Origin of the sequence: Spongiactinospora rosea (assembly GCF_003315795.1) — a bacterium.
GTDB lineage: Bacteria > Actinomycetota > Actinomycetes > Streptosporangiales > Streptosporangiaceae > Spongiactinospora > Spongiactinospora rosea.
The window spans coordinates 58,320-81,309 of sequence record NZ_QMEY01000016.1; the positions used below are offsets into that span (position 1 = coordinate 58,320).

Below are 22,990 nucleotides of genomic sequence, written 5' to 3' on the forward strand. Positions count from 1 at the left end.
GGCGGGGAGCAGGGCCGGTCCGCCTGGCCGGGGTCGATAGACTTCGACTTACCGCGGGTGCCCTTTGGAGGTCTTTTCGTTGTCTGAGTTCGACACCGTCCTCGTCGTCGACTTCGGGGCGCAGTACGCGCAGCTCATCGCCAGGCGGGTGCGCGAGTGCCACGTCTACTCCGAGATCGTGCCGTCGTCGATGCCGGTCGAGGAGATGCTGGCGCGCAAGCCCAAGGCGATCATCCTGTCCGGGGGCCCCTCGTCCGTCTACGCCGAGGGCGCGCCCGCCGTGCCCCGCGGGTTGTTCGAGACCGGGGTGCCGACGTTCGGCATCTGCTACGGGTTCCAGGCGATGGCGCAGGCGCTGGGCGGCGAGGTCGCGCACACCGGGGTGGGCGAGTACGGCGGCACCGAGCTGACCGTGGCGCGCGAAGGCGTGCTGCTTTCCGGGCTGCCGTCCGCGCTGAAGGTGTGGATGTCGCACGGCGACTCCGTCGTCGCCGCGCCGCGCGGGTTCGCGGTCACCGCCTCCACCGCCGAGACGCCCGTCGCCGCTTTCGAAGACCCCGCCAAGGGCCTGTACGGCGTGCAGTTCCACCCGGAGGTGCTGCACTCCGAGCACGGCCAGGCGGTGCTCAAGCACTTCCTGGACGCCGCCGGGTGCCGCCCCAACTGGACGATGCTCAACATCGTCGAGGACGCGGTGACGGCGGTCCAGGCCCAGATCGGCCCCGAGGGCAGGGCGATCTGCGCGCTGTCCGGCGGCGTCGACTCCGCGGTGGCCGCCGCGATCGTGCAGCGGGCCATCGGCGACCGGCTGACCTGCGTGTTCGTCGATCACGGGCTGCTGCGCAAGGGCGAGGCCGAGCAGGTCGAACGCGACTTCGTGGCCGCCACCGGGGTCAACCTGCGCGTCGTGGACGCCGCCGACCGGTTCCTCGACGCGCTCTCCGGGGTCACCGAGCCGGAGGAGAAGCGCAAGATCATCGGCCGGGAGTTCATCCGGGTCTTCGAGGACGAGCAGCGCGCGATCATGAAGGACGGGCCGGTCGACTTCCTGGTCCAGGGCACGCTCTACCCCGACGTGGTCGAGTCCGGCGGGGGCACCGGCACCGCCAACATCAAGTCCCACCACAACGTCGGCGGCCTGCCGGAAGACCTGCGGTTCGAGCTGGTCGAGCCGCTTCGCACGCTGTTCAAGGACGAGGTGCGCCGGGCCGGTGAGGAGCTGGGGCTGCCCCCGGCCATGGTGTGGCGGCAGCCGTTCCCCGGGCCGGGCCTGGGCATCCGGATCATCGGCGCGGTGACCGCCGACCGGCTCGACATCCTGCGCGAGGCCGACGCCATCGCCCGCGAGGAGCTGTCCCGCGCGGGCCTGGACCGCGAGATCTGGCAGTGCCCGGTGGTGCTGCTCGCCGACGTGCGCTCGGTCGGCGTCCAAGGTGACGGGCGGACCTACGGTCATCCCGTCGTGCTCCGGCCCGTCACCTCTGAAGACGCCATGACCGCCGACTGGGCGAGGGTGCCCTACGACGTGCTGTCCCGCATCTCGACCCGGATCACCAACGAGGTACGCGAGGTCAACCGGGTCGTGATCGACGTGACCAGCAAGCCGCCGGGCACCATCGAGTGGGAGTGACCTAGTACTCCTCGTCGTCCGGCGGCGACTGCATGTCCTCCGGCGGGGACTCCAGGTCCTCCTGCTTCACCTTCGGGTCGGGGTAGATCTCGCCGGGCTCCAGCTTGCGGCCGTCGCGCAGCAACGACGTGACCGTCACCAGGTGATAGCCCTGCCGCTTGAGTTCCTTGAGCAGCTTGGGCATCACGGTGACGGTCTGCTGCACCCAGTCGTGCATCAGGATGACACCATCGCGCTTGGCGCTGCGCAGCACTTCCTTGTAGATGGCCGTTTCGTTCTTGGTGGCCCAGTCGCGCGAGCCGCCGTTCCACAGGACGAGCGGCAGGCCCATCTGGGCGGCGATCCGCACGGTTCGTTCGTCGAACTCCCCGTACGGCGGGCGGATCATGGTGGGCGCCTTGCCCGCCGCCTTTTTCACCAGTTCCTGCGTCGAGGTCAGCTCATCGCTGATCTCCTGCTCGGTGATCTCCCGGAACTTCGGGTGCTTGTAACTGTGGTTCCCCAGGTCATGGCCTTCCTTGGCCATTCGCTTGACGAACGTGGGCCGGGACTTCGCATACTGCCCCTCAAGGAAGAACGTCGCCTTGGCGTCGTATTTCTTGAGCGTGTCGAGCAGTTTGCCGGCGTACTTTCCTGGACCGTCGTCAAAAGTCAGTGCGAGGCACTTGACCTTGGCGCAGTCCACCTTCGCTTCCTTCTTCGGGGGTTTCTTCGGGGCCTCGGCATGGGCGGCGGGTGCTGCCGCGCCCATGCCGGCCAGAGCCCCGGCGAGCGCCACGGCGAGGGGGAGCCGGGCGCGTTGATGGCGAGCCATCGGGTGCTCCTCGCTTTGATACGAGATTGACTTACTCGGGCAGCGCACTACCGTAGCGCCCCATCTGTCACTTGTGCACCGATAACTAGCTGTGGATCTCCTCTGAGTTGACACCCCCGGGTGACGTCAAGTCAGCGGGCGGGCCACCTTTCCCCAGGTCCGGGCAGCTTGCCGCGGCGGGCCTCACTGACCGTGACGACGGTGTAGCCGCGCTTGCGGAGTTCCTTCAGCAGGGTGGGGATCGCCCGGACCGTGCCGGGCACGATGTCGTGCAGCAGCATGATCCCGTCCCGGCGGGCCAGCTTCAGCGCCCGCTTGACGATCAGGTCGGATCGCCGCAGCTCCCAGTCCCGCGAACTGGACGACCACAGCATCACCGCCTGGCCCTGCGCCCCCGCCAGTGCCTCCACCCGCTCGTCGGTCAGCCCGTACGGCGGGCGCAGCATCTCCGGCTGCCGACCGGTCAGCCTCCGGATGACGGCCTTGCCGCGCCTGATCTCGGACGCGATCTCGTTGGAGCCGAGTTCGGTCAGCCGGGGGTGGGAGAAGGTGTGGTTGGCGATCTCGTGCCCTTCGCGTGCCATCCGGCGCACCACCGAGGGACGGCGCTGGGCCATCTCGCCGACCAGGAAGAACGTCACTCTGACGCCGTTCTTCTTGAGGGTGTCGAGCAGGCGCGCGGTGTGCGGGCCCGGCCCGTCGTCGAAGGTCAGGGCGATGCACTTGGCGCGGTGGCAGTTCACCGGCTTGGCCGGCTTGGTCCGTGCGGTCTGCTGTACCGGCTTGACGGCCGTTGTGGCGGCCGACGCCTCGGCCGAGGGCCCGAGCGGGACTAACGCGCTCATCGCCACCGCCGCCACCCCCACCCGAACCCATCCAGACATATGTGTTTTTCCTCTCACTTACCTAAAGAAAAGCCCATAGCGCTGCGCAAACCATACCTAACCGCAGATCTTTCGCGGAGGGCCCGGTACCCGCATATTCCAATCCGCTATCGGTGGGTCACGATTACAGAACGCCATTACCTGTGATCCGTTCGCTACATTTACGCATCCAGGCTCCCGTCACCGAGCCGGATTGCGAGCACCCATGACCGTCGCCACTACCGCGATCGAGCAGGCCGGACGCCGGAGCACGGCCGAGCGGCCCCCGCGCGGCATCCCGGGCGTACGGCTGCTGCCCGGGGCGGCGGTACTGGCCGCGGCGGTGGTGACACTGCTCGCGCACGACACCCCAGGCCCCGATATAGCGCGCTATTTCGGCTATCTCGTCCTGGGCATCGTCGTGCCCGGCACCCTGATCTGGCGCGCCTGCGGCCCCCGGCGCTGCGCCCTCCCGGTCGAACTGGCCGCCGGGGCGGCCGTCGGCTACGCCCTGGAGATCGGCGCCTACGCCGCAGCCCGCGCAGCGGGCGCCCCCCGCGCGTTCCTGGCCTGGCCAGTGATCACCATCGTCCTGTTCGCCGTGGTCCCCGCCCTGCGCCGCCACTACCACCTGCGCCCTCAGGCCGAGCGGGTGCCCGTGGGTGCCGCGTGGACGCTCGCCGGGCTGGTCATGGCGCTGGTGGTGTTCGCGGCGCCCGCGTTCTACCGCGCCCATGGACTGGCCTGGCCCGGCAATGCCGCCCCCTATGTGGACATGCCGTTCCATCTGTCGCTGGTCGGCGAGCTGCGCCATCACATGCCGCCGACGGTCCCCGAGGTGGCGGGTGAGCCGCTGGCCTACCACTGGTTCCTGTACGCCGACCTGGCCGCGACGAGCTGGGCCACCGGCATCGAGGCGCAGACCGTGCTCTACCGGCTGGCCATCCTGCCGATGGCCGCCGCGTTCACGATCCTGGTCGCGGCGCTCGGGCGGCGGATCGCCGGGTCCTGGTGGGCGGGCGCGGCGGCGGTCGCGCTGTCGTACCTGGCGGGCACGCCCGACCTGTTCGGCTGGCGGGACAGCCCGCTGCCCAGCGGCGCGCTCGCGGGCACGCTGACCTGGCTCAGCCCCACACAGACCTTCGGCGCGGCGCTGTTCGCCGCGCTCACCCTGGCCATCGCCGGGGTGCTGCGCCGGGCCACGCCCGCGCGGCTGGCGCTGGTGCTGGTGCTGCTGACGGCCGTGTCCGGGGCCAAGGCCACGTTCGTGCCGCTGATCGGCGCGGGGCTGGCGCTGCTGCTGCTGTTCCGCAGGGACCGCGTGGTGCTCGCGCTGCTCGCGATGACCGCCGCCGTACTGGCGTTCGCGCAGTTCGTCGTGTTCGGCGGCGCGTCGCAGGGGATGAGCGTACGTCCGGGCGCGCTCGCCGCCTGGCTCGTGTCCACCCACCCGGCCCCCGGCGACGACCCCGCCCGGCTCACCGTGGCGGTCAGCGTCGCGCTCGGCGCGGGCTGGGCCGTCGCCTTCGCCGGGGTCGCGCTGCTGCGCCGCGCGCACTGGAAGAACCCGATGGTGCCGGTCTGCCTGGGCATCGGCCTGGCCTCGGCGGGCGCGGCCCTGATGTTCGGGCACCCGGGCGTGAGCCAGCTCTACTTCCTGCGGGGCGGCTGGCCGTACCTGGCGGTGCTCGCGGCGGCCGGACTGCGGGTGGCGCTCGCGCGTGTCCCCGCCCTGGCGCGCCCGGCGCTGATCGCCGTCTGCCTGACCGGCGGCGCGGCCCTCGCGATGGAGACCAGGAGCGCCGCAGGCGACGTACTGAACATGGACACCGCCCTGGTGCCGGTCGCGATCCTGGCCGGGGCCGCCGCGCTGACCGCGCTGGTCGTGCTGCGGTCCACCGGCGGTGTGGCCGCGGTGCTCCTGCTGCTCGCCGGGCTGTGCGCAGGACCGCAGGTCACCGGGCAGCTCAACGCCTACTCCGGCGGGCCGCACGCGATCCCCGAGGTGCCCGAGGTGCCGCGCGGCGGGATGGAGGCCGCCCGCTGGCTGCGCGCCAACACCGGCCACGGCGAGATCATCGCCACCAACGTGCACTGCCGGGGCGTGCGCGTACGCCACTGCGACAACCGGCACTTCTGGGCCTCGGCCTACAGCGAGCGCCGGATGCTCGTCGAAGGCTGGGGCTACACCCCGACCAACCTCGGCCAGGTGGTGGACTACCAGGCCGACCGCTACACCACGTTCATCTTCTGGGACCAGGCCAGGCTCGCCGCCAACGACGCGGTGTTCCGGGAGCCGTCCAGGGAGGCGGTCCGCCGCTTGCTCACCGGCCACGGCGTGCGCTGGCTGCTGGTGGATCAGCGTGACCCGCTGCTCAGCGACGACGTGGGCCGGTACACCGCGCTGCGCTTCCGCTCGGGCGACTGCGCGGTCTACCAGATCACCCCCTGGGCCGCGAACCCCGACATCTTCTCCCCGTTCGTGTAAAAGCCACGTCATCAGTGCGCCGCGCCCGGCGCGGCGGCGGGCGGCGCGTCCGTGAGGGCCGCCGAGACTGACCGGGAAACCGCCAGTGACGACAGCCGGAGGTGCCCGATGGGGGAGAACGCCGTCGAGGACGCCGTCACCACATGCGTACCGGGCACGCGCGATACCGACGTAGCGGTCAAGCCGCCCACGGTGGACATCGTGATCCCGGTGCTGAACGAGGAACGCGCGCTGCCCGGCTGTGTCGAGACGCTGCACGCCTTCCTGCGCGACACGTTCCCGCTGACCTGGCGGATCACCATCGCCGACAACGGCAGCACCGACGCCACCTGGGACATCGCCCGGGATCTCGCCGCCCGGCTGCCCGACGTCCACGCGACCAGGATCGAGGTGCGCGGGCGCGGCGCGGCCCTGCGGCACGCCTGGAGCCACAGCCCCGCCGAGATCGTCGCGTACATGGACGTGGACCTGTCCACCCACCTGGACGCCCTGCTGCCGATGGTCGCCCCGCTGGTCAGCGGGCACTCCGAGATCGGCATCGGCTCCCGGCTGGCCAGGTCCTCGCGGGTGCGCCGCACGGCCCGGCGGGAACTGATCTCACGCTGCTACAACCTGGCGCTGCGGCTCAGCTTCGGCACGGGGTTCCGCGACGCGCAGTGCGGCTTCAAGGCGGTACGCGCCGACGTGGTACGCCCGCTGCTCCAGCGCGTCCAGGACGACGCCTGGTTCTTCGACACCGAACTGTTGCTGCTCGCCGAGCACAACGGGCTGCGCGTGCACGAGACGCCGGTGGACTGGTTCGAGGACGTGGACTCGCGGGTCAACGTGGTCGGCACGGCCTGGCAGGACATCCGCGGCATGGTCCGCGTCGCCCGGCGCATGTCGGCGGGCCAGGGCCGGGTGGACCTGCCGCCGCGCCGCGAACTCGCGCCGGTCCACCCCGACGCGGTGGTCGCCCCGGCGACCAACCCGCTGCTGGCCAAGCTGGTGTCGTTCGCGCTGATCGGCGTGGTGTCCACGATCGCGCACACCTCGCTGTACGCGGCGTTGCGCACGGTGTGGTCACCGGAGTGGGCCAACCTGGCCGCGCTCGCGGTGACCGCCGCGGCCAACACCGAGGCGAACCGGCGCTGGACGTTCGGCAGGCGCGGCGGCGCGCGGACCCGCGTCCACTCCCGCGCGGGACTGCTGTTCGTGGTGAACTACCTGTTCACCACCACCGTGGTGGTCACGGCCGTGCACGCCCTGCCGGGGCACGGGCGGGCCCTGGAGGTGGCCGTGCTGCTGCTCGCCTACGTGGCGATGACGATCGTGCGCTTCGCCGTACTGGACCGCTGGGTATTCAGGGACCGGCCCGCCGCGCTCACGGGCTGACCGTCACCAGCCGGGTGAACTCGGCCGGGAGGTCCATGCCGTCCCACACGCCGTCGAAACGCAGCGCCGAGCCCACCGGCACCATGCGGTCCACGCCCCGCCCGGCCAGCCTTTCGGCCAGCGCCCGCAGCTCCGCCGCGTCGAAGCCCAGGTGGGTCATCGTCTGGTCGGCGCGGCGCACCACCGGCAGCAGTCCGTCCAGGGAGTCGAGCCTGGCGTGCGCGAACACGCCGGCGCCCAGCCAGTGGCGGGGGAGCGCGGCGGGATCGCGCAACTCGACGGCGGTCACCTCGTTGCCGTGGAAGGACAGCCGGGCGGCCACACCGTCGGCGGCCAGCCCGTAGGCGGCGACGCGTTTGCGCACCGCCATCGCCGGATCCACCGGCCAGCGGTCGCGGGCCAGCGTCGCCAGGCGTTCGCCCAGGTCACGGGCGGGACCGGCGTGGTCGCCAGGGCCGACCCAGAAGATCGTGCGCGGCGAGGCGCAGGCGGCCTGCCCGAACCAGTACGCGTCGTTGGCGAAGCCCTCGGCGGCCTGCCCGCGCGCGCCCGGCGACGCGTCCAGCCACCAGGAGGTGCGGATCACCGCGAACGACGAGCGGTCCGGGAAGGTCACATCGCGGGCGTGCGGGGCCAGCGGGTGCCGCCGGATCTCGCGTACCGAGTCATCGCCGCCCCAGATCACCCGCAGGTCACAGGCCGCCGACAGCAGCCCGGTCACCTCCGCCGAACGGTCGTAGCCGATCACCCGCTGGGAGTGGGCCACCGCCGGGTGGGCGTCGGCGAGCGCGTCCAGCAGCATCCCGATCACGGTCAGCGCGGGGCCGCCCGCCCGGGGCGACAGGCGTACGACGTTGTGGTTGCCGGACAGCGCGGACAGCGCCCAGGAGTAGACGAACAGCGTGTCCACGTTGGCGGGCGGGACGTGGAAGACCAGCCCGCGCGGGACCCGCAGCCGCGCCGGGTCGCCGGGTCGCAGCGCGTCGAGCGTGCGGGTGACGGCCGAACGCCGCAGGAAGTAGCCGAGCGCGGTCAGCTCGGGATGGCGGCGGGCCAGCGCCGGGGCGACCAGGCGGCGCGAGACCGACTCCAGGAACGCCCTGATCCGCTCGTCGCCCACCACCAGCGGCCCGCCCGGTGGTTCGGCGGTCAGCCCCTTGACCAGCTCACCGGCCGGGACGTCGGGGCCGGGCGGGAACAGGCGGCGCACGCTCACGCGGCCTCCTCGCCGACCGCGCGGAAGGTGTCGCTGCACCCGCGGGCCTCGGCGCGGGGCAGCCTGCCGAGGACCGAGAAGCGCTTGCCCGGCCACACGCCGTCGTCCACGCCGTGGACCACGCCCATGTCCTCGGTCAGCACCGCGTGCCCGGGGTAGGAGGTGGGCAGTGTGCTGACCACCTCGATCAGGCCGGGCGTGCCCGGCGGGACCTCCTGCCAGGTCACCGGGTCGCGGATCACCACGTCGGCGAAGCCGGGGCAGTACAGGCCGCCGCCGTCGGGGCCCTCCAGGAAGATCGTGCCGATCTGCTCCACCATCCCGTAGAAGTCGTGGACGCGGGTCAGGCCGGTGTCGGCGGCGAACCGCTCCCGGTAGACCGCGTTGTCCACGGCCTCGTCCGCCATCTTCTTCCAGCCGCCGGAGTGGATCAGCACCCCGCCGGACAGGTCGAGGCCGTGCTCGCGGGCCGGCCGGTAGAGGTGGCGCCAGGTCATGAAGGTGAACCCGAAGATCAGGTAGGGCGTGCCCGCGTGCCGGGCCAGGAAGCCGCGTACGGCGTGGAGGTCGGGCGCGCCGTCGTCGTCCAGGGCGAAGGTGTGGTCCCTGCCGAAGTTCATCATGCCGAGGACGCCCGCGCCCCGGGCGCTCAGCGCCGCCGCGCGCGTCACCGAACGGGAGTCGATCACCAGCATCGGCAGCCGCCGCTCGCCGAGCACCGCGCGCAGCGTCGCGGCCAGGGCCCGCGCCTGCGCGGCGGCGGCGGCGCGGTCCAGGAACACCCGGCTCGGCGGCCCGCCCGTGGTGCCGCTGGAGGTCAGCACCCGGAACACCGCCTCGTCGGGCACGCTCTTCAGCTCGTGCGTGGCGAACAGCCGCACCGGCAGCCACGGCAGCGCCGCCACCGAGTCGTACGGCGGGGCGTGTCCCAGCGCCGCCAGCACCCGCCGGTAGGGCGGGCAGGCCGTCCGGTGCCGCTCGGTCAGCGCGGCCAGCTCGGGGACCAGCCTGGCCTCCTTGACCGCCTGCGGCAGCGTGAACACCGTCACAGCTCCGCCTCCAGCGCCCGATAGTCGATCTTGCCGGAGGCCAGCAGCGGCAGCTTGGGCACGCCCCGCACGTCGAAGCCGCTCCAGTGGACGCCGGTGCGGCCCGCCAGCGTCAGCGCCAGCTCCCGCCCGCTCGCCGTGGTGGCCGCCTCGGCGAACACCACCACCCGGTCATCGCCCGCCACCGCCGCCACCGGCCCGTGGCCGCGCAGCAACTCCTCGATGTCGTCCAGGCCGACCCGCACGCCGAACACCTTGCCGATGCGCCGCCGCCGGCCGGTGAGGTAGAGGAAGCCGTCGTCCAGGCGGCCGAGGTCGCCGGTGCGCAGCACGCCGCCCAGGTCGTCGCCGCGGGCCAGGTCGGCGGCGCACTCGGCGTAGCCCATCATCACGTTGGCCCCGCGATAGACGACCTCGCCCTCCCCGCCGGGCCCGGCGTCGATGGACAGCGCGCCGCCGGGCACCGCCCGGCCGACCGAGCCGGGGCGCGTGGCCAGGTGCTCGGGCGGCAGCACCGCGATGCGCGGGGCCTCGGTCATGCCGTACATCTTGACCAGGTGACCGCCGCCGCGGGCCATCCGCGCGGCGAAGTCGGCGACCAGGTCGCCGCGCAGCCGCGCGCCGGACTGGGTGATCATGCGTAGCGCCGGGTGCGCGGCCGCGTCGAACCGCAGCCTGCGCAGCATCTCGAACTGGTAGGGCACGGCGGCCAGCGACGTGCCCCCGAAGGCGTCGGCCGCGTCCCAGAACTCACGGTCGAGCAGGCCGTGGGCGGTGAGCAGCACGCCCGCACCGGCCGCCAGGTGGGAGTTGAGGGTGGTCAGGCCGTAGGTGTAGTGCAGCGGCAGCGTGGTGGGCCACAGGTCGCGGTCGGTCAGGCCGAGCGCGCGGGCCACGGACCCGGCGTTGGCCAGCACGGCGTCCTTGGCCAGGCGGACCAGCTTGGGGCTGCCGGTGGACCCGGAGGTGGTGAGCAGCACCGCGAGGTCGGGGTGCGGCTCGGGCGCGTCGGCGCGGGTCCAGCCGTCGGCCGTGGCGCGGTATCCGGCGGGGGCGGCCAGCCCGGCGGGCGGGTCGGCGACCACGGCCGGGATGTACCGGTCGATGAGGCCGAGCAGTACGTCGGCGCGGATCGCCGGGTCCAGCAGCGCGATCGGGCGCTCGGACGCGAGCGCGGCCAGGTAGCGCAGCACGGCGGGCACGCTCGGCGGCGCCGGGCTGAACAGCACGCCCTCGGGAAGCGCCGACAGCTCCGCCGCCGCCCGCTCGATCCGGTCCCAGAGCGCCCCGCCGGCCAGCTCGGCCCCGCTCGCCGCGTCGATCAGCCGCGCGCCGGGATGCGGGACCCAGGGCCGATGGATCACACGACCACCCCGCCGTCCACGCCGAGGACCTGGCCGGTGACGAACGACGCGGCGGGCGACAGCAGGAACGCCACCGCGGCGGCCACGTCGTCGGGGGTGCCGAGCCTGCGCAGCGCGGTGGACCGGGCGACCTCCTCGCGGTGCGCGTCGTCCAGCCCGGACAGCATGTCGGTGGCGATGTAGCCGGGCGCGACCGCGTTGACGCGCACGCCGATCGGCCCCAGCTCCTTGGCGGCGGCGAGGGTCAGCCCGATCACGGCGGCCTTGGTCGCCGAGTAGATCGCCTGGCCCGCCGCGCCCCGCACCCCCAGCACCGACGACAGCAGCACCGCCGCGGGCTGGACGCCGCGGCGCAGCAGCTTGGCCGCCGCCTGCAGGGTGTGGGCCGCGCCCATGGCGTTGACCTGGAACAACCGCTCGACGGCGGCGGCCCCGAGCATGCCGAGCAGCGCGGCCTCGTGGACCCCGGCGTTGATCACCAGCCCGTCCAGCCGCCGGTGCCGCCGGTGGACCTCGCGCATGATGTGGTCCACCGCCGTGGCGTCGGCCACGTCGCCGTGCACGGTGTCGAACTCGGCCCCGGTCTGGGCGGCCAGCTCGGCCGCCGCCTCCGCCGCGGGCCCCTGCGTGCGGCCGTGCACGACGACGGTGTGCCCGGCCAGCGCGAGCGCGCGGGCCACCGCCCGGCCGATGCCCCGCGAGGAGCCGGTGACCAGTACGACCCGCCCCGGCGCGGGGTCAGCGGGCCGGGACGGGGACGCCATGCTTGACCAGCAGCGCGGTGGCCTTGGTGAACGAACTCATGTCGAGCACGTCGTCGGTGTCGATCATGATGTCGAACTCGTCCTCCATGGCCGCCACCAGGGACATGTGGGCCAGTGAGTCCCACTGCGGGATCGAGCGGTACTCCAGCCCGTCGACCGCGGCCCCCTCGGGCAGGCCGAGCGTGCGCATGAAGACGCCGCGCAGCCGCTCCACCGGATCCATGACGTTCACCCCGACTTCCTCTACGCGTTCATGTGCCTACGGAGTGTAGCCAACTCGGCGACGCGGAACGGCCGCGTTGCGGATGCGGGCTCCGCGGCGGAGGTTGGGTTAGGGTTGCTATGCGCAACAAGGTGGTTACTGTGCGTTTCTCCTCAAGGTAATGGAAGCGTATAGGGCGCCGCGCCGCGAGTGGCGGGCTGCCATCGTCGTGGCGGCGTGGCAGCGCCGTTCACGCGCTTGGGGGAGTGATGGACGAGTCCAATCATTGGTACGGGCATTCACGGATATTCGCGAAATACTGTGGGATCAGCCGGGGGCGGCACCATGTACCGCGCATCCGGGGCTTCGTGCAGCACGGCTGGAACTACCTGCACGGGTTTCCGCCGAACGACCACTGGTGCACGCCGGGGTACCCGCGGTTCGTGTGGTCGGAGCCATTGGCCCGGCGCGGCTGGTCGATGGGGCGGCGCGGGCACTACGTGATCGGCTCGCCGTGGGCGTACCTGCTGACCATGGAACCCGATCTCGGCCGGACACCGGTGCGCGAGGGCACGATCTGGTACCCGTTCCACGGCTGGGAGAAGGCCGCCGTGCACGGCGACCACGCCCGGCTGGTGGGCGAGATCAGGAGCGTCGAGACCGGGCCGGTGACGGTGTGCCTGTACTGGCTCGAATACCGCAACCCCGAGATCCGGAGATGGTATGAAAAGGCGGGCTTCCGGGTGATCTGCCATGGCGAGCGCGGCTCCCGATGGGACGCCAAGGGCCGCGACTTCCTCCGCCACCAGCTCACCGAACTCCGCCGCCACCGGCGTGTCGCCTCCAACCGGCTCACCAGCGCCATCTTCTACGGCGCGTCCGTCGGCTGCGACGTCGCCGTCTACGGCGACCCGATGACCTTGGCCGAGGAGCGGCCCGAGTACGGCGGCACGGCCCGCCGCCTGCGCCAGTGGCCGGAGCTGCACGGCTTCTCCATCGACGCCCGCACCGCCCGCGACATCGCCGACCACGAACTCGGCTTCGCCCACATCACCGGCCCGGAGGAACTGCGCGCCCTGTTCGGCTGGGACCCCGTCCGCCGCGTCACCCGCCACCGCGGCCTCCTGGTCGTCGAACGGGAGCGATGCGCATGACCACCCGCCAAGACCACGACACCCCGCCCAACGTCCGCCTCATCGGCGGCGAGATGCTCCTCTGGTCCGACGAACGCCCGGAGGGCGGGGCGGTCCGGGCGCGGCGCGGGCACGCCGTGCGCGAGCTGATCCGCAGGCTGGCCCCCGGTGACGGGAGCGTGCTGCTGATCGGGCCGCATCCGGCGGACTTCGTCTCCTGGGTGGCCGGGCGCGCGGGCACGGTGGCCGCGGTGCTCCGCTCTCACCCCGACGCCTGCCGGCTCGGCCGGGCCCACGCCGGGCGGCCCGGGTTCACGGTGTACTGCGGGCGGCTGGACAAGCTGCCCGACCTGCCGCCGTTCGACATGGTCTGCGCCCTGGACGGGCTCGGCCGGGTGCACCCCGCCGACGTGCCCGTACAAACCTGGCGCGACACGCTGGCCGACGTCGCCCGGCTGGTCGCGCCCGGCGGCACGCTGGTCCTGGCCGGGCGCAACGACCTCGGGATCGACGCGTTCATCGAGGCCGCGCCGTACGCCCGGGGCGACGGCGACTGGCTCCCGCCCGGGTCCGACCCGACCGCCCCGGTGAGCCTGGCCGCCACGGCCGGCGAGCTGGCCGCGCACGGGCTGACCCCCGGCGCGGGCTACGCGGCCTTCCCGACCGCCGCCGATCCGCGCGTCCTGCTCCCGGCCGAGCTGCTGACCGGCGGCGTCGCGCCGCCCGAGGCGCTGGTCACCGCCTGCGCCCGCCCGGCCCGCGACGGCCGCCCGGTCGCCGACCCCGCGCGCCTGGTCGCCAAGGCGTTCCGGTACGGCCTCGCCGACCGCCTCGCCCCCCTCTGGATCACCCTCGCCCACCGTGCCGGAGGGACCAGTGGAGGCGGGCCGGTGGCGTTGGTGGAGGACACGGTGTGCGAGGAGCCGTGGCTGCGCGTCTGCGAGCTGACCTACGACGCCGATCTCGGCGGCTGGTGGCGGCGCGGGCTGCCCGCCGCCGCGGCGATCGGGCTGGACCGGCTGCGGCGTGATCCCGCCGCGCTGGACGGGCCGTTGCCCCCCGGGCGCCCGCTGACCGAGCTCCTGCGCGCCGCCTGCGCCGCCGACGACGTCAAGCAGGTGCGCCGGACGCTGCGCGCGGTGACCGGCGAGCTGGCCGGACGCGCCGAGCACGGCATGCTCCCCGGCGACCTGGCGTTCGTCACCACCGACGACCTGACCTGGGACGGCGACCGCGTCCACCGGATCGACCCGAGCTGGTCGCTGGCCGGTCCGGTGCCGATCCCGGTGGCGCTGACCCGGCTGGTGTGGCGGTTCGCCGACTCGCTGCTGTCCGGCGGCCACCATCACCCCTGGCCGTGGGACCTCGACGCCGAACGCCTCACCGGCACCCTGCTCGCGCTGTGCGCCCTGCCGTACGACGCCGACGACCTGGCCGAGGCCAGGGCGCTGGACGCCGACATCGCCCGCACGCTCGGCACCCCCGACCAGGCCGCGGGTCCACTCTCCGGCCCGCCCGAGACCTACCGGGAGGTGCTGGCCGTCCGCGAGCGGATGCGCGAGACGCTGACCGCCGCGCAGGCCAGGATCGACCGGCTGGAGGTCAAGCTGACCGTCCGCGAGCGCGAACTGCGCCGGATGCGCCGCAAGCTGCGCAGGACCAGGAAGAAGGTGGCCGCCCTGCGCCGGACCTTCGCGCACCGCGCGGTCCGAGGCGTCACCTGGCCGCTGCGAACCGGTGCCCGCCTGGTGAGGCGAGGCTGAGGAGGAGTACCGACGTGCCGCTCTTGTCCGTCGTCGTCCCGTTCTACAACGTCGAGAAGTACATCGCCGCCTGCCTGGCCTCGATCGCCGCGCAGACCCTCACCGACCTTGAGGTGATCTGCGTGGACGACGGCTCCGCCGACGGCAGCGCCGGGGTGGTCGCCGGCTGGGCGGCCCGCGACCCGCGGTTCCGGGTGCTGACCAGGCCGAACGCCGGGCTCGGCCCGGCCCGCGACGCGGGGGTGACCGCCGCCACCGGCCGCTACCTGGCCTTCGCCGACAGCGACGACATCGTGCCGCCCGGCGCCTACGACCTGCTGGTCGGCTCACTGGAACGCACCGGCTCCGACCTGGCCTGCGGCAACGTGCGGCGGCTCAAGGACGGCAGGCTGACGCAGTCGTGGGCGCACCGCGAGGCGTTCGCCCGGACCCTGCCGCGCACGCACATCACCGAGCACCCCGGCCTGGTCCGCGACCGGATGGCCTGGAACAAGGTCTTCCGCCGCGCGTTCTGGGACGCCCGCGGGCTGTCGTTCCCGGCCAGGATGTACGAGGACCAGCCGGTGATGATCCCCGCGCACGTACACGCCTCCCGGGTGGACGTGCACGCCGAGCCCGTCTACCACTGGCGCGAACGCGAGGACGGCGGCGGCTCGATCACCCAGCGCCGCCTGGAGCCGGACAACGTACGCGACCGGCTGCTGTCGGTCGCCGAGACCGCCGCGTTCCTCGCCCGGCACGCCCCGGAGCTGAAGCCGCCGCTGGACGCCGAGTCCATGGAGATCGACCTGCTGGTGGCGGCCGAGGCCGCCGCCGTGCTCACCGGCCCCGACCGGGACCGGCTGCTCGACCTGGCCTGCGGCTACCTGGACGGCGTAGACGAGACCACCTGGCGGGCCGTGCCCGCGCTGACCCGGCTGCGGCTGCGGCTGCTGCACCGCCGGATGATCCCCGAGCTGCGCTCGGCGCTCGCCTTCGCCGAACAGGCCACGGCCACAGAGGTCCGGGTACGCCCCGGCGGGGTGACCCGCCGCCGCTGGTACGCCGACTACCCGCTGCGCGGCGACCGCCGGCTGCCCGCCGACACCCACGAGGTCACCGGCGAGCTGCGGCTGCGCGGCAGCGTCGAGCGGCTGTGCTTCCAGACCGGCGGGCTGCGCGCCCAGGGCCGGATCTGGCTCCCCGGGGCGGCGCTCGACGACCTCGCGGGGGCCAGGCTGAAACTGGCGCTGCGCCAGGGCGGGCGCGAAGGGCGGGCCGTGCCGCTCGGCCAGTGGCGGCTCGCGCCCGGCGCGCGGGAGTACGCCGAGGCCGCGGGCATCACCGCCGACGCCGACGGGATCGGCTTCGACCTGGACCTCGGCCGCGCCCTGCCGCTCGCCGACGGCCCCAAGGCCGAGGGCGCCTGGCAGATCCGCGCCGACCTCGAGGGCCACGGCCTGACCCTGTCGGCCGGGCTCACCGCCCCCGCCTCCGACCCCGTCTTCGGCAAGGGCCCGCTGCGGCTCGGCGCGGGCCTGTGGATCATCCCGTGCGTCGGCAACCACCGCCGCCTGCGGCTGCGCGTCCGCTGCGCCGGGGCGGCGGTGACCCGCTGCGTCCCCGGCAGGGCCGGGCTGACCATCTCCGGCTGGGTCCGCGCGGACGTGCCGCCGCCCGCCGAGGTCGCCCTGCTGCCGCAGGACGACGCCGCGGGCGGCAGGGAGGTCGCCTTCCCCGCCGAGGTGGGACGGGTGCGGGCCGGGATGTGCCGGTTCACCGCCGACATCCCGCTGGGCGGCATCGGCGCGGGCCCGGCCTGGCGGTTCGCGCTGCGCCACCGCGACGCCCGTACCGTACCGCTCGCCTTCGACTCCGCCGAGCACGTCGAGGGGGAGGCCGACCGCCGCCGGTTCGTGGTGACGCGGTCCGGCAACTGCAACCTTGTCCTCAGAGAAAGGATCGATCAGCGATGACCGCACTGCCCGCGGCGCCCTGGACGCTTGCGAACATACCCGGCCGGCTCACCGAGACCGACATGCGCGTCTTCGACTGGCTGCTCGGCTACCAGGGCCGCTTCTTCACCCCCGGCCACCTGGTGGAGCTGGGCGCGGGCCAGGGCCGCAGCGCCATCCTGATCGGCCGCCATCGCCGCGAGGAGGAACGGTTCGTGGTGTGCGACCCGTTCGAGCCCGAGGCGCTGCGCGGCGGCTTCGAGGCCAACTACCTGGCCTTCCACCAGCGGCTGCCGGAGATCGTGCAGGGACCGGCCGCCGTCATCCTGGACCACGTCGAGCCCGACTCGTGCAGGTTCGCCCACCTGGCGGCCTCGCGCGCGTACGAGGACGTCCGCGACGACCTCGCCGCGGCCCGCAAGCTGCTGCTGCCCGAGGGCATCGTGGCCGTGGACGACTACCGCTTCGAGGGCGCGCCCGGCATCGCCGCCGCCGTCTGGGAGGCGGTCACCGCGCACGGCCTGCGGCCGATCTGCCTGACCCCGCAGAAGTTCTACGGCACCTGGGGGGACTCCGGGGCGGTGCAGGAGGAGCTGACCCGCTGGCTGGGCGGACGCGCCGACGAGTGGGCCTCGCACGCCGAGCAGGTGGCCGGGCGCACGGTGGTCCACCTGGACCGCAGGCCCGACCCCGAGCCGCTGCCCGAGCCCGCCGAGGAGGAGGAGCGGGAGCAGACCCTCCCGCTGCCCGCCGAGCCCGCCGACCCCGGGCCGGTGGCCCCGCGCTGGAACACCAGGACGGCGCGCAGGCGGCGCAGGCCGCTGCACCGCAGGCTGCTGCGGATGCTGCTGCCCAAGCCGGTGCGCCGCAGGCTGCGGCGGCGCAGGTCACGTTAGGATCGCCAGCAGCTCCGCCAGCACGCGGTCCTGGTCGGCGTCGGTCAGGCCGGGATACAGCGGCAGCGAGAGCTGCTCGGCGTAGTACGCCTCGGCGTGCGGGCACATCCCGCGCCGGTAGCCGAGGTCTTCGTAGGCCGGGTGCCAGTACGCCGGGATGTAGTTGACCTGCACGCCGATGCCCGCCGCGCGCATCCGGTCGTACACCTCGCGCCTGCGCCCGCCGCGCACCCGCACCGGGTAGAGGTGCCAGGCCGGGTCGGCGTACGCCCGGCGCGCCGGGATCGCCAGCCCGTCGAGCCCGCCGAGCGCGGCGTCGTACCGGGCCACCAGCGCGGCCCGGCGCGCCCGGAAGGCGGGCAGCCGGCGAAGCTGGCTCACCCCGAGCGCGCACAGCACGTCGGGCAGCCGGTAGTTGAGCCCGAACGCCGTCACCTCCTGATGCCAGCCGCCCTCATCGGGGTGGCGCAGCAGCGCCCGGTCGCGCACCAGCCCGTGGTTGCGGAACCGGGCGGCGGCCTCCAGCCTGCGCGGGTCGATCGCGGCCACCGCGCCGCCCTCCGCCGTGGTCACCGTCTTGGTCGGGAAGAACGAGAACGTGGTGAGGTCGGCCACCGACCCCACCGGGCGGCCGCGGTAGCGCGACCCGATCGCGTGCGCCGCGTCGGACACCAGCAGCGCCCCCGCCGCGTCGGTGACCTTGCGCAGGGCGTCGTAGTCGGCCGGATGACCGGCGTAGTCGACCGCGGTGACGACCTTGGTCCGCGGGGTCGTCGCGGCGTGCGCGGCGGCCGGGTCGAGGGTCGCGATGTCCGGCTCGACGTCGGCGAACACCACCTCGGCCCCGAGCTGGGTCGCGGTGGAGGCGGTCGCCACGAACGTCAGCGGCGAGGTCACCAGCTCATCGCCCGGCCCGAGCCCGGCCGCGACGTAGGCGGTGTGCAGCGCCGCCGTACCGGAGGTGACGCTCACGCACGGCACCCCGCCGGTCCACCGGGCCAGCTCCGCCTCGAACGCGGCCACCTGCGGCCCGGTGGTCAGCCAGTCGCCGCGCAGCACGTCACAGACCGCCCGCACGTCGTCTCCGTCGATGGACTGCCTGCCGTAGGGGAGCATCACGACCCCGCCGCGACCATCTCGCGCAACTGCGCGACCGTCAGCCACTGGTCATTGCCGTCGGAGCGGTAGGAGAAGCCCTCCGGCAGCGTCTCGCCCGCCTGCGGCGGCACGTATCCCCAGGTCGCGATGGTCGGCAGCACCACGTAGCGGTCGGCCAGGCGCAGCGTGCGGCGGCCGTCGTCGGGGGCGATCATCTCCTCGTGCAGCTTCTCGCCGGGCCGGATGCCGATCTCGTAGGTCGGGCTGTCCGGGGCCAGCGCCTCGGCCAGGTCGGTGAGCCGCATGCTGGGGATGCGCGGGACGTACAGCTCACCGCCCTGCATCATGTCGAAGGACTCCACGACGAACCGCACCGCCTGCGGCAGGGTGATCCAGAACCGGGTCATCCGCTTGTCGGTGAGCGGGATGCTGCCGCCCTCCTTGGCCAGCCGCTGGAAGAACGGCACGACCGAGCCCCGGCTGCCCACCACGTTGCCGTACCGGACCACGGCGAACCTCGTGGGGTGCCCGGCGGCGTAGTGGTTGGCCGAGACGAACAGCTTGTCGGCGACCAGCTTGGTCGCGCCGTAGAGGTTGATCGGGCTGGACGCCTTGTCGGTGGACAGCGCCACGACCTTGCGCACCCCCGCGTCGATCGCGGCCTCCACGACGTTCTGGGAGCCCGCGACGTTGGTGCGGACGTACTCGAACGGGTTGTACTCGGCCGTGTCCACCTGCTTGAGCGCGGCGGCGTGGACCACGTGGTCGATGCCGTGCATGGCGCGCAGCAGCCGGTCGCGGTCGCGTACGTCGCCGATGAACCACCGCAGCCGTTCGTCGTCGCCGAACCTCTGGCGGGCCTCGTACTGTTTCAGCTCGTCCCTGGAGAAGACCACCAGGCGGCGGGGCGCGAGGCGGGCGAGGGCGTAGCGGATGAACTCCTTGCCGAACGAGCCTGTCCCCCCTGTGATCAGGATCGATGATCCCGTCAGAACGCTCACGTCTTGCTTCCCCCGTGTTCTGAAGCCCGTGTTTTGCAGACAGCCGGATGTTCTGGTCCGGTCGAGCCGGTAGCATAGCGCGACCGGATAGGCACTCACTGTCACACGGGGGAATGGGGCAACGGTGCGTATTATCGGGATCGTCCAAGCTCGTATGGGGTCCACCCGGCTCCCCGGCAAGGTCCTGCGGGAGCTTTCCGGGCGGTCGGTGCTCGGCTGGGTGGTCAGGGCGGCGCGTTCGTCGGGCGCGCTCGACGACCTCGTGGTGGCCACCACGACCGAGCCCGCCGACGACGCCGTGGCGGCGGAGTGCGCGCGGCTCGGCGCGCCCTGCCACCGCGGGCCCGTCGATGACGTGCTCGGCAGGTTCGCGGGCGTGTTGCGGGAGCGGCGGCCGGCCGGGGCGGTGATGCGGTTCACCGCCGACTGCCCGCTGCTCGATCCGGGCCTGATCGCCGAGGCCGCGAGCGTCTACCGGGCGGTGCCCGGCCTCGACTACCTCGGCACCGGCCTGGGCGGCACGCTGCCGCGCGGCACCGACGTGGAGATCGTCGGGCGCGCCGCGTTCGAGGCGGCCGACGAGCTGGCCGAAGGCCACCACCGCGCGCACGTCACCTCCTACGTCTACACCCACCCCGAGCGCTTTCGGGTGCTCGGCCTGAGCTACCCGCCGTCGGCCGCCGACCTGCGGGTCACCCTCGACACCGAGGCCGACTGGCGGCTCATCGAGGCGGTCGCCGGGCACACCGGCGACACGCCGACGCCGGTCGGCGCGCTGGTGCGCTGGCTGCGCGAGCGGCCGGAGATCGCCCGGATCAACGCCCATGTGCGGCAGAAGGCGTTGCAGGAGGCGTGAGCAGGCGGGTGGGCGTGCGCTGCGACGCCGGCCCCGGGGTCGGCGTCGGGCACCTGGTGCGCTGCGTGGCGCTGGCCGAGGAGCTTGCTGCCCGCGGCGCCGAAGTGGTGTTCCTCGGCGACCTGGGCGGCCTGCCCTGGGCCGCCGCCCAGCTCGAACGCCGCGGCCTGCCGCTGCTCCCGGCCAAACCGGGCGCGGAGGGCCTGGGCTCGCAGGCCGCCTGCCTCGGGCTCGACGCGGTCGTGCTCGACTCCTACGACCTCGCCCCCGAGACCGGGATGGCGCTGCGCCGGGCGGGCATCCCGGTGCTGGCGATCATCGACGGCGACACCCGGGGCCAGTCCGCCGACCTCTACCTGGACCAGAACCTCGGCGCCGAAGACCGGCACGCCGGGCTGCCGGTGCTGGCCGGCACCCGTTACGTGCTGCTGCGCGATGAGGTGCGCAGGCACCGGTCGGTGCCCGCCGGGGGCATCCCGCACGTGCTCTGCTTCTTCGGCGGCACCGACGCCACCGGCGTGACCATGGGCTGGCTGGACGCGCTGGCCGCGACCGGCGTGCCGTTCTCGGCCACGGTGATCGCCCCGGAGCCGGTCGTGCCGCCGCCCGGCCTGCCGATCTCGGTGCTGCCGCCGACCGACGAGCTGCCCCGCCTGATGGCGCAGGCCGACCTGGTCATCACCGCGGCGGGCACGACCGTGTGGGAGCTGCTCTACCTCGGCGTGCCCACCGCGCTGACCTGGGTGCGCGACAACCAGTTGCTCGGCTACCACGCGGTCACCAAGCGCGGCCTGGCCGCGGGCCTCGGCGCGGGCAACGACCCGTCCTCGGCGGTGCCCGCGCTGCGCGAGCTGCTGGCCGAGCCCGCAAGGCGGGCCAGGTACGCCAGGCGGGGCCGTCGCGTCGTGGACGGCCTCGGCCGCGAACGCGTCGCCGACGCCCTGGCCCGCATCCGCTGACCGATCAAACGAGATCTCGCTGAGCGCTCAAACGAGGTCCCAGGTCAGCGGGGTGCCCGCGGTGGCGTCGCGGGTGAACGTCCGGCCGATCACCAGCGGGATCGCCTGCGGGGGCAGGCCGCCCGCCGGGCGGATGGACCGCACGTTGCGTTCGGTGACCGGCTCGCCCGCGCTGACGTCGGCCACCACGTACAGCGAACGCCGGAAGCGCAGCCCCTCCCGCTCGCTGGGCCGCGGCCCGATGCGCGCCCGCCCGAGCGCCTGCCAGGCCCGCTCGCTCTCGGCCACCAGCGCGGCCAGCTCGTACGGTTCCAGGGAGAACGCCGCGTCCACCCCGCCGTCGGCCCGCGACAGCGTGACATGCTTCTCGATCAGGCACGCCCCGAGCGCGACCGCCGCGACCGCCGCGCCGATGCCGGGCGTGTGGTCCGACAGGCCGACCACCGCCCCGGTGAGGTCGCGCAGCAGCGGCAGCGCACGCAGGTCGCTGTGCTCGGGCGGGGCCGGGTAGGAGGCCGTGCAGCCGAGGACGACCGGCTCGGCGCAGCCAGCGCCGCGCGCCGCCGCCACCGCCGCGTCGATCTCGCCCGCGCTCGCCATGCCGGTCGAGATGATCAGCGGGCGGCCGGTGGCCGCGCACCGCTCGATCAGCGGCAGATCGACGATCTCCGACGAGGCGATCTTGTAGGCCGCCGTGTCCAGCGACTCCAGCAGCTCCACCGCCGTGGCGTCGAACGGCGAGGAGAACGCGATCAGCCCGCGCTCCCGTGCCCGGCGGAAGATCGGCTCGTGCCACTCCCACGGCGTGTGCGCGCCCTCGTAGAGCCGGTAGAGGGTCTGCCCGCCCCACAGCGCATGCCCCTCGCCGATGCGGAAGGCGGGCAGGTCGCAGTCGACGGTGATGGTGTCGGCCCGGTAGGTCTGGAGCTTCACCGCGTGCGCCCCCGCCTCGGCCACCGCGTCCACGATGGCCAGCGCGCGGTCCAGGTCGCCGTTGTGGTTGCCGGACATCTCCGCCACCACGAACGGCGGATGCTCGGGGCCGATCGGCCTGCCGCCTATCTTCATCGCGCGTCCTCCCGGTCCAGGCGGATCCCGACGACCTCGCGGGACACGCCGTCGATCTCGCGGTGGTACACGGCGGTCTCGGTGAAGCCGAACCTGCGGTGCAGCTCGCGTACCGCGGTGTTGGCGGCCAGCACCTCGCCGCGCAGGGTGAGCAGGCCGAGCGCGCCGAAGGCGTGGCCGAGCGCCGCCCGCTCGATGCCCACCCACGCGCGCAGCAGCGTGCCGTCCCGCTCCAGGCCCGCGATGTCCAGGTAGAAACCCCAGCTCGCCGCCCGGTCGAACCCGCCCAGCCCGCTGAAGGTCACCACCCCCTCGGGCGGGTCGTCGCCGTAGATCAGCACCCGGCGGGACGGGTCGCCGCGCACCCCGGCCCACCAGCGGGCGTGCTCGGCGGGCAGGATCTCGTGGGTGGTGAAGCTGGCCGCCCGCACCAGCGGGTGGTTGCGCCATCGGCGCACGGTCTCCAGGTCGCGCTCCTCGGCCGCTCTCAACATGTCTCGATCACCTCTCGCGATTAC

Annotated in this window: 20 protein-coding genes; 9 read left to right on the forward strand and 11 right to left on the reverse strand. The window is 73.6% G+C overall.

The annotated features are described in order from the left end of the window. Nucleotides 1-79: 79 nt before the first annotated feature. Nucleotides 80-1,630, forward strand: coding sequence for a glutamine-hydrolyzing GMP synthase (gene guaA / locus DP939_RS29580; RefSeq protein WP_404828614.1), 1,551 nt, complete (start codon nt 80-82; stop codon nt 1,628-1,630). Nucleotide 1,631: 1 nt separating this feature from the next. Here guaA and DP939_RS29585 read toward each other — a convergent pair whose 3' ends face one another. Further along, entirely contained in the window at nt 1,632-2,444 is an 813-nt protein-coding gene (locus tag DP939_RS29585; protein WP_113984112.1) for a polysaccharide deacetylase family protein, read from the reverse strand. Nucleotides 2,445-2,575: 131 nt separating this feature from the next. After that, nucleotides 2,576-3,328 carry a polysaccharide deacetylase family protein gene (locus DP939_RS29590; protein WP_113984113.1) on the reverse strand — a complete coding sequence of 251 codons (753 nt, stop codon included), beginning with the start codon at nt 3,326-3,328 and terminating at the stop codon, nt 2,576-2,578. 205 nt (nt 3,329-3,533) lie between these two features. Here DP939_RS29590 and DP939_RS29595 point away from each other — a divergent pair, with 205 nt between their 5' ends. Further along, entirely contained in the window at nt 3,534-5,795 is a 2,262-nt protein-coding gene (locus DP939_RS29595; protein WP_113984114.1) for a hypothetical protein, read from the forward strand. A gap of 108 nt (nt 5,796-5,903) precedes the next feature. Further along, nucleotides 5,904-7,169: a glycosyltransferase gene (locus DP939_RS29600; protein WP_113984115.1), complete on the forward strand. Its 1,266-nt coding sequence runs from the start codon at nt 5,904-5,906 to the stop codon at nt 7,167-7,169. Here the strand turns inward: DP939_RS29600 and DP939_RS29605 are convergent. The 5 genes from DP939_RS29605 to DP939_RS29625 are packed head-to-tail and all read right to left on the reverse strand — an operon-like array spanning nt 7,159 to nt 11,785. Beyond that, complete coding sequence (locus DP939_RS29605) at nt 7,159-8,385, reverse strand: acyl-CoA reductase (RefSeq protein WP_225878573.1); 1,227 nt, start codon at nt 8,383-8,385, stop codon at nt 7,159-7,161. The two genes, DP939_RS29600 and DP939_RS29605, sit on opposite strands and share 11 nt — an antisense overlap. Continuing rightward, nucleotides 8,382-9,434 (reverse strand): LuxE/PaaK family acyltransferase, encoded by a 1,053-nt coding sequence (locus DP939_RS29610; protein ID WP_113984116.1) that lies wholly within the window; start codon nt 9,432-9,434, stop codon nt 8,382-8,384. Before DP939_RS29610 ends, DP939_RS29605 begins: the two co-directional genes overlap by 4 nt. After that, complete coding sequence (locus DP939_RS29615; RefSeq protein WP_225878574.1) at nt 9,431-10,798, reverse strand: AMP-binding protein; 1,368 nt, start codon at nt 10,796-10,798, stop codon at nt 9,431-9,433. The genes DP939_RS29610 and DP939_RS29615 overlap by 4 nt, the downstream gene beginning before the upstream one ends. Further along, nucleotides 10,795-11,562 (reverse strand): SDR family NAD(P)-dependent oxidoreductase, encoded by a 768-nt coding sequence (locus DP939_RS29620; RefSeq protein ID WP_113984117.1) that lies wholly within the window; start codon nt 11,560-11,562, stop codon nt 10,795-10,797. The genes DP939_RS29615 and DP939_RS29620 overlap by 4 nt, the downstream gene beginning before the upstream one ends. Beyond that, nucleotides 11,537-11,785, reverse strand: a complete 249-nt coding sequence (locus DP939_RS29625) for an acyl carrier protein (RefSeq protein WP_113984221.1) — start codon at nt 11,783-11,785, stop codon at nt 11,537-11,539. The genes DP939_RS29620 and DP939_RS29625 overlap by 26 nt, the downstream gene beginning before the upstream one ends. 248 nt (nt 11,786-12,033) lie before the next feature. On the opposite strand from DP939_RS29625, the gene DP939_RS29630 reads away from it, so the two are divergent. From DP939_RS29630 to DP939_RS29640, 4 genes are read left to right on the forward strand one after another with little or no spacing between them, the layout of a single operon-like run. After that, on the forward strand, nt 12,034-12,918 hold the full coding sequence (locus DP939_RS29630; RefSeq protein ID WP_113984118.1) for a hypothetical protein: 885 nt from the start codon (nt 12,034-12,036) through the stop codon (nt 12,916-12,918). Then, nucleotides 12,915-14,660, forward strand: a complete 1,746-nt coding sequence (locus DP939_RS45590; protein WP_147268191.1) for a class I SAM-dependent methyltransferase — start codon at nt 12,915-12,917, stop codon at nt 14,658-14,660. Before DP939_RS29630 ends, DP939_RS45590 begins: the two co-directional genes overlap by 4 nt. Before the next feature lie 14 nt (nt 14,661-14,674). Next, nucleotides 14,675-16,615: a glycosyltransferase family 2 protein gene (locus DP939_RS29635; RefSeq protein WP_147268192.1), complete on the forward strand. Its 1,941-nt coding sequence runs from the start codon at nt 14,675-14,677 to the stop codon at nt 16,613-16,615. Further along, entirely contained in the window at nt 16,612-17,490 is an 879-nt protein-coding gene (locus DP939_RS29640; protein WP_113984120.1) for a class I SAM-dependent methyltransferase, read from the forward strand. The genes DP939_RS29635 and DP939_RS29640 overlap by 4 nt, the downstream gene beginning before the upstream one ends. Here the strand turns inward: DP939_RS29640 and DP939_RS29645 are convergent. Both DP939_RS29645 and pseB read right to left on the reverse strand, forming a co-directional pair. Further along, complete coding sequence (locus DP939_RS29645) at nt 17,482-18,606, reverse strand: DegT/DnrJ/EryC1/StrS family aminotransferase (RefSeq protein WP_113984121.1); 1,125 nt, start codon at nt 18,604-18,606, stop codon at nt 17,482-17,484. The two genes, DP939_RS29640 and DP939_RS29645, sit on opposite strands and share 9 nt — an antisense overlap. Further along, entirely contained in the window at nt 18,606-19,589 is a 984-nt protein-coding gene (gene pseB, locus DP939_RS29650; protein WP_113984122.1) for a UDP-N-acetylglucosamine 4,6-dehydratase (inverting), read from the reverse strand. The genes DP939_RS29645 and pseB overlap by 1 nt, the downstream gene beginning before the upstream one ends. Nucleotides 19,590-19,713: 124 nt before the next feature. Between pseB and DP939_RS29655 the strand changes: the two genes are divergently transcribed. Further along, nucleotides 19,714-20,445: a cytidylyltransferase domain-containing protein gene (locus tag DP939_RS29655; protein ID WP_113984123.1), complete on the forward strand. Its 732-nt coding sequence runs from the start codon at nt 19,714-19,716 to the stop codon at nt 20,443-20,445. Next, nucleotides 20,442-21,404, forward strand: coding sequence for a PseG/SpsG family protein (locus tag DP939_RS29660; protein WP_113984124.1), 963 nt, complete (start codon nt 20,442-20,444; stop codon nt 21,402-21,404). The genes DP939_RS29655 and DP939_RS29660 overlap by 4 nt, the downstream gene beginning before the upstream one ends. A gap of 27 nt (nt 21,405-21,431) precedes the next feature. Here DP939_RS29660 and pseI read toward each other — a convergent pair whose 3' ends face one another. Both pseI and DP939_RS29670 read right to left on the reverse strand, forming a co-directional pair. Then, nucleotides 21,432-22,472 (reverse strand): pseudaminic acid synthase, encoded by a 1,041-nt coding sequence (pseI, locus tag DP939_RS29665; RefSeq protein WP_113984125.1) that lies wholly within the window; start codon nt 22,470-22,472, stop codon nt 21,432-21,434. Continuing rightward, the gene (locus tag DP939_RS29670; protein ID WP_113984126.1) at nt 22,469-22,966 is read right to left on the reverse strand and encodes a GNAT family N-acetyltransferase; all 498 of its coding nucleotides are present in this window, start codon (nt 22,964-22,966) and stop codon (nt 22,469-22,471) included. Before DP939_RS29670 ends, pseI begins: the two co-directional genes overlap by 4 nt. Nucleotides 22,967-22,990: the final 24 nt, after the last annotated feature.